The organism is Mycolicibacter heraklionensis (assembly GCF_019645815.1).
Taxonomy (GTDB): Bacteria; Actinomycetota; Actinomycetes; order Mycobacteriales; family Mycobacteriaceae; genus Mycobacterium; species Mycobacterium heraklionense.
On sequence record NZ_CP080997.1, the window covers coordinates 425,772 to 440,254 of the forward strand.

13 protein-coding genes are annotated in these 14,483 nt (G+C 67.4%); 11 read left to right on the top strand and 2 right to left on the bottom strand.

What is annotated here, in order from left to right:
* Positions 1–171: 171 nt before the first annotated feature.
* From clpB to K3U94_RS02070, 10 genes are all read left to right on the top strand, one after another.
* Positions 172–2,718: an ATP-dependent chaperone ClpB gene (gene clpB, locus K3U94_RS02025; protein WP_047320189.1), complete on the top strand. Its 2,547-nt coding sequence runs from the start codon at positions 172–174 to the stop codon at positions 2,716–2,718.
* A gap of 157 nt (positions 2,719–2,875) precedes the next feature.
* The gene (locus K3U94_RS02030; protein WP_220695419.1) at positions 2,876–4,117 is read left to right on the top strand and encodes a PecA family PE domain-processing aspartic protease; all 1,242 of its coding nucleotides are present in this window, start codon (positions 2,876–2,878) and stop codon (positions 4,115–4,117) included.
* Positions 4,118–4,259: 142 nt separating this feature from the next.
* The gene (locus tag K3U94_RS02035) at positions 4,260–5,477 is read left to right on the top strand and encodes a PecA family PE domain-processing aspartic protease (protein WP_220695420.1); all 1,218 of its coding nucleotides are present in this window, start codon (positions 4,260–4,262) and stop codon (positions 5,475–5,477) included.
* Positions 5,478–5,563: 86 nt separating this feature from the next.
* Positions 5,564–6,448, top strand: a complete 885-nt coding sequence (ttfA, locus tag K3U94_RS02040) for a trehalose monomycolate transport factor TtfA (RefSeq protein WP_220695421.1) — start codon at positions 5,564–5,566, stop codon at positions 6,446–6,448.
* 45 nt (positions 6,449–6,493) lie between these two features.
* On the top strand, positions 6,494–7,270 hold the full coding sequence (locus K3U94_RS02045) for an SDR family NAD(P)-dependent oxidoreductase (protein WP_220695422.1): 777 nt from the start codon (positions 6,494–6,496) through the stop codon (positions 7,268–7,270).
* Positions 7,257–7,805, top strand: a complete 549-nt coding sequence (pyrE, locus tag K3U94_RS02050; protein ID WP_047320194.1) for an orotate phosphoribosyltransferase — start codon at positions 7,257–7,259, stop codon at positions 7,803–7,805. The genes K3U94_RS02045 and pyrE overlap by 14 nt, the downstream gene beginning before the upstream one ends.
* A 17-nt stretch (positions 7,806–7,822) precedes the next feature.
* Positions 7,823–8,716 (top strand): hypothetical protein, encoded by an 894-nt coding sequence (locus K3U94_RS02055; protein WP_220695423.1) that lies wholly within the window; start codon positions 7,823–7,825, stop codon positions 8,714–8,716.
* A gap of 104 nt (positions 8,717–8,820) precedes the next feature.
* On the top strand, positions 8,821–9,426 hold the full coding sequence (locus K3U94_RS02060; RefSeq protein WP_230987684.1) for a TrmH family RNA methyltransferase: 606 nt from the start codon (positions 8,821–8,823) through the stop codon (positions 9,424–9,426).
* A gap of 181 nt (positions 9,427–9,607) precedes the next feature.
* Positions 9,608–10,438: a hypothetical protein gene (locus K3U94_RS02065; RefSeq protein ID WP_220695425.1), complete on the top strand. Its 831-nt coding sequence runs from the start codon at positions 9,608–9,610 to the stop codon at positions 10,436–10,438.
* Positions 10,439–10,544: 106 nt separating this feature from the next.
* The gene (locus K3U94_RS02070) at positions 10,545–11,663 is read left to right on the top strand and encodes a glycoside hydrolase family 76 protein (RefSeq protein ID WP_220695426.1); all 1,119 of its coding nucleotides are present in this window, start codon (positions 10,545–10,547) and stop codon (positions 11,661–11,663) included.
* A gap of 20 nt (positions 11,664–11,683) precedes the next feature.
* Here K3U94_RS02070 and K3U94_RS02075 read toward each other — a convergent pair whose 3' ends face one another.
* Positions 11,684–12,370: a DedA family protein gene (locus K3U94_RS02075; protein ID WP_047320198.1), complete on the bottom strand. Its 687-nt coding sequence runs from the start codon at positions 12,368–12,370 to the stop codon at positions 11,684–11,686.
* A gap of 86 nt (positions 12,371–12,456) precedes the next feature.
* Here K3U94_RS02075 and fbaA point away from each other — a divergent pair, with 86 nt between their 5' ends.
* Complete coding sequence (fbaA, locus tag K3U94_RS02080) at positions 12,457–13,488, top strand: class II fructose-bisphosphate aldolase (protein WP_047320199.1); 1,032 nt, start codon at positions 12,457–12,459, stop codon at positions 13,486–13,488.
* Between the two features lie 72 nt (positions 13,489–13,560).
* Here fbaA and K3U94_RS02085 read toward each other — a convergent pair whose 3' ends face one another.
* Positions 13,561–14,397 (bottom strand): Rv0361 family membrane protein, encoded by an 837-nt coding sequence (locus K3U94_RS02085; RefSeq protein WP_220695427.1) that lies wholly within the window; start codon positions 14,395–14,397, stop codon positions 13,561–13,563.
* Positions 14,398–14,483 lie beyond the last annotated feature (86 nt).

Consider the following 14,483-nt stretch of genomic DNA (forward strand, 5'->3'; position numbering starts at 1 on the left):
CCAGGATGCGCGTCGCGCATTGCGTCTAGGCTGATCAAGTCGGGCGGAGTGGTCGCGGAAGAAACTGGTCAGACCTGAGCGGAACAGACTCAACCTTGACGGCGTTGAACATCACGACAAGCATTTTTGGCGGGTCCCTCTAGGCCCGCTCTGACCCCGAATGGAGGTGTCGTGGACTCGTTCAACCCGACCACCAAGACGCAGGCAGCGCTGACCGCGGCTTTGCAGATGGCTACCGCCGCCGGCAACCCGGAAATCCGGCCCGCGCATCTGCTGCAGGCCTTGCTGACCCAGAATGACGGGATCGCCGCGCCGCTGCTGGAGGCGGTCGGTGTGAACCCGGCCACGATCCGAAACGAAGCGCAGCGCCTGATCGATCTGGCGCCGCAGGTCACCAGCTCCAACGCGCAACCGCAGCTGTCCCGGGACTCGCTGGCTGCGATCACCGTCGCGCAGCAGCTGGCGACCGAGCTCGACGACGAGTACGTCTCCACCGAGCACCTGATGGTGGGCCTGGCCACCGGCGACTCCGATGTCGCCAAGCTGCTGACCGGCCACGGCGCTTCCCCGCAGGCGTTGCGGGAAGCGTTCGTCAAGGTGCGCGGCAGCGCCCGGGTCACCAGTCCCGACCCGGAGGCCAGCTACCAGGCGTTGGAGAAGTACTCCACCGACCTGACCGCGCGGGCCCGCGAGGGCAAGCTGGACCCGGTGATCGGCCGTGACACCGAGATCCGCCGAGTGGTACAGGTTTTGAGCCGACGCACCAAGAACAACCCGGTGCTCATCGGTGAGCCCGGCGTCGGCAAGACCGCGATCGTCGAAGGCCTCGCCCAGCGCATCGTCGCCGGCGACGTCCCGGACAGCCTGCGCGACAAGACCGTCGTCAGCCTGGACATGGGCTCGATGGTCGCCGGCGCCAAATACCGCGGCGAGTTCGAGGAACGTCTCAAGGCCGTCCTGGACGAGATCAAGGACTCCGCCGGGCAGATCATCACGTTCATCGACGAGCTGCACACCATCGTCGGCGCCGGTGCCACCGGCGAGGGCGCGATGGACGCCGGCAACATGATCAAGCCGATGCTCGCCCGTGGCGAGCTGCGTCTGGTCGGAGCCACCACGCTGGAGGAATACCGCAAGTACATCGAGAAGGACGCCGCCCTGGAGCGTCGTTTCCAGCAGGTCTACGTCGGCGAACCGTCGGCCGAGGACACCATCGGCATCCTGCGCGGACTCAAGGATCGCTACGAAGTGCACCACGGTGTGCGCATCACCGACTCGGCGCTGGTCGCCGCGGCCACCCTGTCCGACCGCTACATCACCGCAAGGTTCCTGCCGGACAAGGCGATTGACCTGGTCGACGAGGCCGCGTCGCGGCTGCGGATGGAGATCGACTCGCGGCCGGTGGAGATCGACGAGGTCGAGCGACTCGTGCGCCGGCTGGAAATCGAAGAGATGGCGCTGAGCAAAGAAGAGGACGCGGCATCCCAAGACCGGCTGGTCAAACTGCGTGCGGAACTGGCCGACCACAAGGAGAAGCTGGCGGAGCTCACGACCAGGTGGCAGAACGAGAAGAACGCCATCGACATCGTCCGCGAGCTCAAGGAACAGCTGGAGACGCTGCGCGGCGAGTCCGACCGCGCCGAACGCGACGGTGACCTGGCCAAGGCCGCCGAGCTGCGCTACGGCCGCATCCCCGAGGTGGAGAAGAAGCTCGAGGAAGCGCTGCCCAACGCGCAGGCGCGCGAGGACGTCATGCTCAAGGAAGAGGTCGGCCCCGACGACATCGCCGACGTGGTGAGCGCCTGGACCGGCATTCCGGCCGGCCGGCTGCTGGAAGGCGAGACCGCCAAGCTGCTGCGCATGGAAGACGAACTCGGCAAGCGCGTCGTCGGACAGCGCAAGCCGGTGCAGGCGGTCTCCGATGCGGTGCGGCGCAGCCGGGCCGGGGTCGCCGACCCCAACCGGCCGACGGGCTCGTTCCTGTTCCTGGGCCCCACCGGCGTCGGCAAGACCGAGCTGGCCAAGGCGCTGGCCGACTTCCTGTTCGACGACGAACGGGCCATGGTCCGCATCGACATGAGCGAGTACGGCGAGAAGCACTCGGTGGCTCGCCTGGTCGGTGCGCCCCCCGGGTACATCGGCTACGACCAGGGCGGTCAGCTGACCGAGGCGGTGCGCCGCCGGCCCTACACGGTGGTGCTGTTCGACGAGGTCGAAAAGGCCCACCCGGACGTGTTCGACGTGCTGCTGCAGGTTCTCGACGAGGGCCGGCTCACCGACGGCCAGGGCCGCACGGTGGACTTCCGCAACACCATCTTGATCCTGACCTCCAACCTGGGATCCGGTGGCACCGAGGAGCAGGTGATGGCCGCGGTGCGGGCGGCGTTCAAGCCGGAGTTCATCAACCGGCTCGACGACGTGTTGATCTTCGAGGGCCTCAACCCCGAGGAACTGGTGCAGATCGTCGACATCCAGCTGCAGCAGTTGGACAAGCGGCTGGCCCAGCGGCGGCTGACCGTCGAGGTGTCGTTGGAGGCCAAGAAGTGGCTGGCCCAGCGCGGATTCGACCCGGTCTACGGGGCACGTCCTCTGCGCCGGCTGATCCAACAGGCCATCGGCGACCAGTTGGCCAAGATGCTGCTGGCCGGCGAGGTGCACGACGGCGACGTCGTGCCGGTCAACATCAGCGCGGACGGCGAGTCGCTGGTCCTGGGCTGAGATTCCCCTCACGGCACGGCCCCCCGGAGCAGTTCCGGGGGGCCGTGCCGTTGGCCGCGCTCCTTTGCGGATGCGGTGTTGAAGCCGATCAGTTAACCTACAAACCACTGAGAGAGACTGATATTTTCTCATATCGTCGTTAACTTAGGGGGTTCGTATGTCGCGGCGGCACACTCGCCTGGTTGGTGCGTTCAGTGCCGTGGGGGCGTTCCTGACGCTGGGGACGGCGCCGCTGGTCGCCGCGCCGGCTGCTCAGGCTGACTGGGACGACCTGTTCCAGCCCATCCTCGACGCGATCAGTTGGGTCGACCCGGGCGTCGCCGCCGACACCGACCCCGGTTCTGCGCTGGCCTCGTTGGACACCCTGTTCGACGGCTGGTACCAGGACCTCATTTACACCCCGCTCCACAGCATCGCGCCGTGGGCGTTCGGTGACAGCCTCCCCGGCAGCGCCGCTGCGTACGGTCCGGACACCCCGGTCGCCGACCTCCCGTCCAGCTTCACCGTCCCGATGGATGTCAATCTCACCACTCAACCGGTGATCAGCGTCTCGGTGGGCGGCGGCTCGTCGGTTGATGTCCTGGTCGACACCGGCGCGGCCGGTCTGGTCGTGCCGATCTGGAACATCAACCCCTTCGGTATCACCGGCCTGCCCACCGGCTTCAATATCGGTCAGTTCGGTGGTTCGCTGAACTACTTCTACGTAGAGCTGCCCACCACCGTGACCTTCACCGGTGTGGACGGAGACACCCTCACCGCCGACACCACTGTCGACGCCGTGCTGTTCGCGTTCCCCGCGGACTTCAACATCTTCGGCTCGTGGTCCATTGAGGACTACCTGGCCGGCTCCTCCACCGGCATCTTGGGGATCGGTCCGAACGCCCTCGGGCCCACTCCCGACCACATTCCGACCGCCGACCTGCCGGGCACTCTGGGCAACGGCGTGCTGATCGACCAGGCCAACCGCCAGCTGACCTTCGGAGACAACCCGTACGAGGGTGGGACTGTGATCAGCGGGGCGCCGTGGTCCACCCTGTATGTGAGTATCGAGGGCTCGACGCCCACCAGGGTTGACGCGGTCATCGACTCTGGTGGGGTCTTCGGCACCATGCCGTCCTCGGCTCTGACGGGCTCGGGTGTCACGCCGGTCAACGGATCTCTGCCGACCGGCACCCACGTCCAGGTCTACACCCCCAGCGGGCACCTCCTGTACCAGTACACTGTCGGCTCCACCCCGTACTCGACGAACCCGCTTGACGGTGTTGTTCGCAGCCCGGTCGTGACCAGTGGCACCAGCATGAACACCGGCAACTGGCTGTTCGCCCAGGAACCGGTCTACATCAAGTACAGCCCCGGCGGTGGGCAGACGATTGTCGGGGGCACGCTCATCGAACTGTGATGACGTAGCGGCCGGGAGCCAAGCAATTTTTGGCGGTTTCTTGGGTAAATCCCCTGGTGTTCTACGGCCTTGAGTGGGTTAGCTGACCGCGGTTGGTTACGGCTCATCGGGTGTCCGTGACTTCATGCGGGAGGTTACGGAGATGGCAGCTCGTCGACGCCGGGTAATTGGTGTCACCGCGGCGGTCGGGGCGTTTCTCGCGTGGGGAACCCCCGCGCCGACGGCTCGCGCTGACTTCGACGACCTGTTCCAGCCCATCATCGACGTCCTCAGCGCGGTCGATCCCGGTATTGCCGCCGACACGGACCCGGGTTCGGCGCTGGCCTCGCTGGACGGCCTCTTTGACGGCTGGTACCAGAGTCTGGTCTACACCCCGATCAATGACCTCGAGCAGTGGATCTTCGGTGGTGCCGCCGACGCGACCACGGTCGGCAGCGCCGTCGCGTCCAGCCCGGATGCCTCCATCCCGGACACATTCACCGTTCCGATGGAGGTCAATGCCGTCACCGAACCGGTGGTCAATGTGTCGGTGGGTGGCGGTGACGCCGCACCTGTCCTGGTGGACACCGGGGCGGCCGGGCTGGTCATGCCCATCTGGGACATCCCGTGGACCGGCATCACCGGCCTGCCCACCGGTTTCAACATCGGCCAGTTCGGCGGCTCGCTGGACTACTTCTATGTGGAGCTGCCCACCACGGTCACCTTCACCGACGCCGCCGGGGAGACCGTCACCGCCGACACCAGCGTCGACGCCGTGCTCTTCGCGTTCCCGGCAGACTTCAACATCTTCGGCCCGTGGTCCATCCAGGACTACCTGGGCCCGGCCAACGTCGTTGGCGTGCTGGGGATCGGGCCCAACGCGGTCGGGCCGACACCCGACAGCATCCCGACCGCTGATCTCCCGGGGGATCTCGGTAAGGGCGTGTTGATCGACCAGGCCAACAACCAACTGATCTTCGGTGCTGACCCGTTGGCCGGCGGAACCGCGGTCGACGGCGCACCATGGACCACACTCGACCTCAGCATCAACGGCTCGACGCCCCAGGCGGTATCCGCGGTGGTCGACTCGGGTGGTGTCTACGGCACCATGCCGTCGTCGGTGCTCAACGGTGTCGTGCCGGAGAGCAACGGCGGTCTACCGGACGGGACGGTCATCCAGGTCTACCAGCACGGCACCAACAACCTGCTGTACGAGTACACCGTGCACAACTTGAATGGGAACTTCAATTCCCCGACCGTGACTTCCGGCGACACCATGAACACCGGCAACATCCCATTCGCCCAGCAGCCGATCTACATCTCCTACACCACCGGGCAGACCATCTTCGGCGGCACCGCCCCGAATACCATCGACGCGTGACGTTGACCAGTCGGAATAGGGCTGATACACGGTTGTGACCGACGAGCGTTCTCGCTTCCGGGCCAACAACAGATACGCTAGGCGCAATGGTCCCGCTTTGGTTCACGCTGTCCGCGCTGTGCTTCGTCGGCGCGGGCGTATTGCTGTACGTGGACATCGACCAGCGACGCGGCCGCAGCCGGCGCCGTAAGTCCTGGGCCCGTTCGCACGGATTCGACTTCGAACCGGAATCCGCCGAGATCCTGCGCCGCTGGACCCGCGGCGTGATGTCGACGGTGGGCGAGGCGCCCGTGCGTAACGTCGTGCTCGGCCAGATCCGTGGCGAAGCCGTCTACATCTTCGACCTGGACGAAGTGGCGACGGTGATCGCGCTGCACCGCAAGGTCAGCACCAACGTCGTCGTCGACGTGCGGCTCAAGGGCCTCAAGGAGCCTCGGGAGAACGACATCTGGCTGCTCGGGGCGATCGGCCCCCGGATGGTGTACTCCACCAACCTCGACGCGGCACGCCGGGCCTGCGACCGGCGGATGGTCACCTTCGCCCACACCGCCCCGGACTGCGCGGAAATCATGTGGAACGAGGCGAACTGGACCCTGGTGAGCATGCCCATCACCAGCACCCGCGCCCAGTGGGACGAGGGCCTGCGCAGCGTCCGCCAATTCAACGACCTGCTGCGGGTGCTGCCGCCGAGCCCGCGGCGCCAGCCCGCCGAAGCCGCGGCCGCCGGAACGGGCCGTCGCAACGGCCAACCCAGCCGTCCGCTGGGCTCGTCGGGCGCTGCGGAGTCGCCGGACGACAGCGAGGCCGAGCAGCTTCCGTCGGCGCCGCGAGCGGCCGCGCCGGCCCCCGGAAACGCCGGCTCGGCCGCTGAACCGCTGCCGCGCCGCCGGGCGAGCCGGGAGGGATCCTCGGACGTACTGCACGCCCCCGGCGGGCGAAACGGCCGGCAGACCGCGCACCACCAGCGCTGACATCCGACGACGGCTGACACCAGCGGCTTCGTTAGGCTGACGGGCATGTCCCGCCCCGTTGCCGTGGTCACCGGGCCCACCTCCGGGTTGGGCGCCGGCTATGCCCGCCGCTACGCCGCCGACGGATATGACCTGGTCCTGGTCTCCCGCGACGTCGAACGCCTGGAGGCGCTGGCAACCGAACTGCGCGGCAGCCACGGTGTTGCCGTCGATGTGCTGCCCGCCGACCTGGCCACCGCCGACGGCCGCGCGCACGTAGCCGAGCGCCTGCGCGCCGGGGTGCGGGTGCTGGTCAACAACGCCGGGTTCGGCACATCCGGTGAGTTCTGGACCGCCGACCCCGCCCTGTTGCAGTCGCAACTGGACGTCAACGTCACCGCGGTGATGCAGCTGACCCGGGCCGCGCTGCCCGCAATGATCGAGGCGGGCGCCGGCACCGTCATCAACATTGCCAGCGTCGCCGGGCTGCTGTCCGGGCGCGGCTCGACCTACTCGGCGTCCAAGGCCTGGGTGGTGTCGTTCACCGAAGGACTGGCCGGCGGCCTGCACGGCACCGGCGTCGGCATCCACGTGGTCTGCCCGGGATACGTACACACCGAATTCCACGAGCGCGCCGGAATCGACATGGCCACGTTGCCGTCGTTCCTCTGGATGGAGGTCGACGACGTGGTCGCGGCAAGCCTGGCCGACGTCGCCCGCGGCGAGGTGGTCAGTGTTCCGGGCCTGCAGTACAAGGCATTGGTAGGCGTCAGCAGGCTGATCCCGCGCGGGCTGTCGCGGACGCTGACCAACACGTTCGGGAGGGGCCGTGGCCGCACTTAACAAGGACGAACGCGACGAGCTCGCCGCGCTGGTGCGCAAGCTCTCGGTGGTGCACGGCCGTGTGACACTGTCGTCAGGGGCCGAAGCCGACTACTACGTCGACCTTCGCCGTTCCACGCTGCACCATCGCGCCGGCGCCCTGATCGGGCGGTTGGTCCGCGAACTCACCGACGACTGGGACTATGTCGCGGTGGGCGGCCTGACCCTGGGCGCGGATCCGGTGGCGACCGCCGTCATGCATGCTCCGGGTCGCCCGATCGACGCATTCGTGGTGCGCAAGTCGGTGAAAGCCCATGGCATGCAACGTCTTATCGAAGGGTTCGACGTCGCAGGCCAACCGGTTCTGGTGGTGGAGGACACCAGCACCACCGGTGGGTCGGCGCTGACCGCGGTGCGCGCGGTGCGTGAGGCCGGTGGGCAGGTCGTCGGAGTGGCCACCGTGGTCGACCGTGCCACCGGAGCGGCCGAGGCCATCGAGGCCGAGGGCGTGCCGTACCGCAGTGTGCTCGGACTGGCCGAGCTGGGCCTGGACTGAAGTCCCCGAGGACGGTTGTGCGGAGTCTGATCGCGCTGATATCGGCGTTGGCCGTCGCCTGTGCCGCGGCCTGTTCGGGCTCCGGCGCGACCGGCCCCTACGGCGCCCAGGGCACCCAGATCGGTTCGGCGCTCACCGTCCTGGGCTGGGAGATGACGCTGTCCAACCTGCGGTGGGAAGTTGATTACGCCCTGATCGACGTCAAGGCCCAGGTCGCCGACGCCGAGGCGCCACACGCCGCGGCCGGTGATCTGCGGTTCGGGGTGTACGGCACCCCCGCGCACCCGATCGAGGCCACCGGCCTGGGCAGCTGCAAGGCACTGGGGGAGCTGACGCCGACGCCACTGTCGGCCAAGGAACCCGACCAGTTGAACGGGACCGTCTGCTTGGGCCCGCTCAAGGAACGCAGCGCCGTGCGCGGGGTCTACGTCTACTCGCCCGCCGACCGGATCAAAGACACCACGGTGGCCTACGCCGCGGCATTCCCGGTGGGGCTGGCGCCGGTCAACCCGGGAGACACCGGCCTGGCGCTCACCGCCCAGGGGGTGGCGGCCTACCGGGCCGACGGCGTTCCGCTGGCGCCGACAGCCCTCGGAGACCCAAAAGCGTTCACCGGCACCGGCTATATGGTGCTCAACCTGTCGGCCGACGCGGTGGCCAAGCAATACCGCGACGACGCGAAAGCGCGCGGCGGACCGCTGATGCTGATCGCCGGGCCGTCCACGCCGATGCCGGGGCTGGGCGCGGACTGCCTGGCGGCTGGGTCGTCGGTGCTGATCCTGCCGGAGGCATCGCTGAACTCGGTGCATGTGCCGACCTCGCTGTGCACGCATGGGGAGATCAACTCCGCACTGCTCTACCCCTCGGTGTCGGTGGTGGGCACGCACGCCGCCGTGTGGACCACCTCGTGACCGAGTCTTCGGATCATCCCGATTCATGCGGCGGTCCCAGCTTCGCCTCTCCTCCGTCGAGCCTCGCTGAACCGCCGGGCCCCACCGAGTGGTTTTCGTCGGCCATCGGCGTCGGACCCTGGCCGGGGCCACTGCCTACCGACTCCCGCTACGACCCGGAGCTGCTGCGCGAGGGTGACCGTCGCAACGTCGTCGACGCCTACCGCTACTGGACCCGCGAGGCGATCATCGCCGACATCGACCGCCGGCGGCATCGGCTGCACGTCGCGATCGAGAACTTCGGACACGACGCCAACATCGGCTCAGTGGTGCGCACCGCCAATGCGTTCGCCGTGCACACCGTGCATATCGTCGGGCGCCGGCGTTGGAATCGCCGCGGCGCCATGGTCACCGACCGCTACCAGCGGCTGCTGCATCACGAAACCGCCGCGGATCTCCTGGAGTTCGCCGCCCAGCAGGGGCTCACCGTCGTCGCGGTGGACAACGTGGCCGGGGCGGTGCGCCTGGAGCAGACCGCGTTGCCCGTCGACTGCCTGCTGGTGTTTGGCAGCGAAGGACCCGGTATCAGCGACGAGGCCCGTGCCGGCGCGGACCTGACGGTGTCCATCGCCCAGTTCGGCTCGACCCGCAGCATCAATGTCGGGGTGGCCGCCGGGATCGTGATGCATGCCTGGATCAGCCGGCATGGCCACCTCGACCAGGCCTGGTGAGACCTTGTTGATACCCCGGGCCAGGCTCCATTCGGGGGCTGACCCAGGGTTTTCCAGCGAAATACAAGGGATTTCCCTGTATCGGGAAAGGTAAGCACTTCACTAGTTTTTTCCCAGTAGGCGCTCAGCATCGACTCATGGTCGTGGGGAGCGAGGCACGCTTTCTGGGGAGGTTTTCGCAATGGCCCAAGGTATTCGTCCGCTGACCACACTCGGCGCGACGTTGGCGAGCGCGAGCATGATCGCGGCCGGTCCGGGAGTGTTCTCGGAGCCGCCGCAACTGACGACCCATGCCGTCACATCCATAGAGCTGTTGGCCAGCCAGGACGAGATCTGGGATGCCCTCGGTTCGACCGACCTTGTCCAGGTGCTTCAGGCGTTTGGGCTTCCGCTGCTGATCGGCGGCAACTTCGACTTCGACTCTTTCGAGGGCGTCCAGCAATATGTCACCGCGGCCAGCGAATGGCTGAAGACCAACGGCGAACTCGTCGTCTCGTGGGGCAGCATGCTCGAACCGTGGATCTCGCCCATCGGGGTCTCGGGCGTCGACGACTGGCTGGGCAATGAGTACACGATGTTCAGCTCGATGCTGGACGCCGACTGGGATCCGGCGGCTTGGCTTGCGTCGGTCTACCCGGACCACCCGGATTACTTCTACGCCCCCATCGCCGACTTCGACCTCGGCTGGGTGTACTCGATGCTCGGCGCTCCAGAGGAGGCATTCGCGCCGCTCAACGAGCTGTTCGGCCTGGAGTCGAGCCTCGTCAGCGGCTACCTCAACGAATTCTTGTTCGCCCTGGTTGCGCCGGTCGGCATCGCCGCGCAGGTTCTGGCCGGCGATTTCGACCTGACCGACTCCACCCTGATGGACAGTCTGGTCACCGGATCCTGGGAAGAATTCACGCAGCCTGCGGTGGACTCGTTGAACGGCCAGATCCAGGACATTGTGGGCAGCCTGCAGGGCATGGACGGGACGGACTTCCTGCTGAGTCTGCTGAGCTTCTTGGGCTAAGCGGCAGCGGCCCAGTTCGGGGGCGATCGACGTCCTTCCCGCGGCGACACCGTCGCGGGAAGGACGTCCACCTCCCAGCTCACCTGATAGGGCAGGATCAACGGCTATGGATCTGCTCTGGGCGAATCGCGCCGAAAGCGCCGAGGCCGCCGTCACCACGAGACACCTCAAGTCGCTCTGGCACCTGCCGGGCACCCAGCTGGGCGTCGTCGCCTGGCCGCCGATCCGGCGCGCTCCGCACTGGCACTACTGGTGGCAGGCGCACCTGCTGGACTGCCTGGTCGACGCCCAGCTGCGTGACCCGCAACCCGAGCGGGTGACCCGGATCAAACGGCAGATCCGCACCCACCGGCTGCGCAACGTGGGTCGCTGGACCAACGCCTACTACGACGACATGGCCTGGCTGGCACTCGCGATCCAACGCGCGGCCGGCGTCACCGGTATCGACCGGCACCGCGCCCTGGCCACCCTGACTCGTGAGCTGACCGACTCGTGGATGCCCGAAGCCGGCGGCGGCATTCCGTGGCGCAAGGACGAACAGTTCACCGCCCCTTTCTTCAACGCCCCCGCCAACGGTCCGGCCGGGATCTTTCTGGCCCGCGAGCCCGGGTGGCTGGAGCGTGCCCAGCAGATGGGTGACTGGATCGACGCCACCCTGATCGACCCGGACACCGGCCTGGTGTTCGACGGCATCAGGGAGGGTTCGCTGGTGCGCGCTGAGTACACCTACTGCCAGGGCGTGGTGCTCGGGCTGGAGACCGAACTGGCGGCGCGCACCGGCGCGGAACGGCACTCCGCCCGCGTGCACCGGCTGGTGGCTGCGGTGAGCAAGCGGATGGCCCCGGGCGGGGTGATCAAGGGCGCCGGGGGTGGCGACGGCGGGCTGTTCGCCGGCATCACCGCCCGCTACCTGGCACTGGTCGCCACCGCGTTGCCGGGGGAGTCCGCCGCCGACGCCGAGGCACGCGACACCGCAGGCAAGCTGGTGCTGTCGTCGGCGAAGTCGGCGTGGGATTACCGGCAATCGGTGGACGGGCTGCCGTTGTTCGGGGCGTTCTGGGACCAGATCGCCGAGGTGCCCCGGGCCGACGGCGCGGTGGCCACCTCTATTGCAGGTGCGGTGCGCGAATCCGAGATCCCCGAACGCGACCTGTCGGTGCAGCTGGGCGGCTGGATGCTGATGGAGGCCGCGCACAACGTCGCTGCCGGCGCGCCGGCTCGTTGACTCTGCGCTGAGGGCGCGGCCTACTCGGAGTTCTGCGCCGTGAGCGCAGAGTCAGTGTCGGCCGACGGAGTGCGGCGGCTGCGGTAGGCCTTCGCCGCGGCGATGAACGCCGGAATCATCGACACGAACAGGATCACCAGGATGATCTTTTCCAGGTTCTCGTGGACGAACGGCACGTTGCCCAGGAAGTAGCCCAGCGTGGTCACCCCGCCTCCCCAGAGCACACCGCCGACGATGTCGAACGCCAGATACACCGGGTAGCGCATGTAGGACACGCCGGCGACTGGCGGGACGAACGTCCGGACGAACGGCGCGAACCGGGCCAGGATGATCGCCCACGGCCCGTACTTCTCGAAGAAGGCGTGCGACTCGGTGACGTAGTGCTTCTTGAAGAAGCGGGAGTCTTCCTTCTTGAACAGCGCCGGGCCGATCCGTCGGCCGATGAAATAGCCGCACTGATCGCCCAGCACCGCCACGACCGCCACTGCCGGCGCCAGTATCCAGATGTCGGGGGCCAGCCCCTTGGCGGCCAGCAGACCACCGGTGAACAGCAGTGATTCACCCGGCAGCAGCGGAAACAGCAGGCCGGTCTCGATGAAGACCACGACCAGGATGGCCGGCAGCACCGCGCCGTGGAAGATGCCCCCGGCGCCCAGCCAGTACATCGGGTCCAGTAGCTGCGGCATCGCGACCGCGGTGGTGCTCATGACGCACCAACATACCGGGGGCTGCGAGTGAAACCGTCCCTGCGATACTCGATGTCACTTTCGTTCAGCCAGGAGGAGAGAGTTCCATGCCCATCGCCACCCCCGAGGTCTACGCCGAGATGCTGGGCCGCGCCAAGGAGAACTCGTACGCGTTCCCGGCGATCAACTGCACGTCGTCGGAGACCATCAACGCGGCGATCAAGGGCTTCGCCGACGCCGGCAGTGACGGCATCATCCAGTTCTCCACCGGCGGCGCCGAATTCGGATCCGGGCTGGGCGTCAAGGACATGGTGACCGGTGCGGTGGCGCTGGCCGAGTTCACCCACGTGATCGCCGCCAAGTACCCGATCAACGTGGCCCTGCACACCGACCACTGCCCGAAGGACAAGCTGGACGGTTTCGTGCGGCCGCTGCTGGCGATCTCGGCGGAACGGGTCAAGGCGGGCGAGAACCCACTGTTCCAGTCGCACATGTGGGACGGCTCGGCGGTGCCGATCGACGAGAACCTGACCATCGCCGAGGAACTGCTGGCCAAGGCCGTGGCCGCGAAGATCATCCTCGAGGTCGAGATCGGCGTGGTGGGCGGTGAAGAGGACGGCGTGGAAGCCGAGATCAACGAAAAGCTCTACACCTCACCCGAAGACTTCGAGAAGACCGTCGCCGCCCTGGGTGCGGGTGACAAGGGCCAGTACCTGCTGGCCGCCACCTTCGGCAACGTGCACGGCGTCTACAAGCCCGGCAACGTCAAGCTGCGCCCCGACATCCTGGCGCAGGGCCAGAAGGTGGCGTCGGCCAAGCTGGGCCTCGCTGAGGGCTCCAAGCCGTTCGACTTCGTCTTCCACGGCGGCTCGGGTTCGCTGAAGTCCGAGATCGAGGAGGCGCTGCGCTACGGCGTGGTGAAGATGAACGTCGACACCGACACCCAGTACGCGTTCACCCGTCCGATTGCCGCACACATGTTCACCAACTACGACGGTGTGCTCAAGGTCGACGGCGAGGTCGGCAACAAGAAGACCTACGACCCGCGCAGCTACCTCAAGAAGGCCGAGGCCGCCATGACCGAGCGGGTCATCGAAGCCTGCAACGACCTGCACAGCGCCGGCAAGACCCTGGCCTGAGTCGTTGACTCTGCGTCCACGGCGGGGAAGTTCGAGTAAGCCCCGCCGTAGGCGCAGAGTCAACGAACCTTGCTAGCTGCCGTGCGACTGGCAGATCTTCCACTGGTCGTCGCGGAACTGTAGGTCGAAGCTGCGAGTGGAGCGCACCCGCGGCTCGTAGGCCATGAACGCGGTGACGTTGGCTTCGGCCTGACCGTCGTTGACGACGACCTCATCGATGCTGGCGACAACCGGGTACTGCTTGGCCGCGGCGATCCGCCGATAGGTGTCGTCCCAGGCCTTCTGGTCGTAGTTGACGTAGCGGTCGCGGATGTCGCCGCAGGTGAGGCTGCGCAATGCGGCCAGATCACCGTTCTGCATGGCGATGTCGAAGTTCTGGATCGTGGCACGCACATGCTCCTCCTGCGAGGCGGCCTGCCGAGTGTCGCGAGTCAGCCACAGCGTGCCCAGCACCGCGATCACCGCGAGCGCCAGAATGATCAGGATCACTGCCATCACCCAGCCCCAGCTGCGTGAGACGGTGGACGGCAGTTTGCCGCCGCCCCGAGCCGGGATCTGTTGCGGTATCGCCTTTCCCGAGTCATCGCCTTGTTGGGCGATCAGTTCGGTGTCCGCGTCGCCCACCGACGGGATGACCTCGGTGTGCCCGGCGTCGAATCCGGGTGCGGTAAAGCGGCGTTCCGGTGATCCGTCGGGTCCGGGTTCCTTGGGGGTGGCCTCGGTGGTGATCACCTCGGTGACGGCGTCGGCTTCTGCCGGCGTCTCCGCCAGGATGGCCGTCGCGGTCTCGTCCTCGCCCGAGGTGACGGGCTGCGCCTCGGTGACCTGCTCGTCGCCGTCGGGCTGCTCGGTGGGAGCGGCGCCGCCTTCGGTCGGCTCGGTGTTGTCCGGTTCCGGTGGGTTCGGCATGAGTGGCTGATCCTCCAATGTCCGCCCGGCTGATTCGGATCGGCTGGCGCCAGTTTACTGAGCAAGGCGCCGGCCTGCTGGAGTGG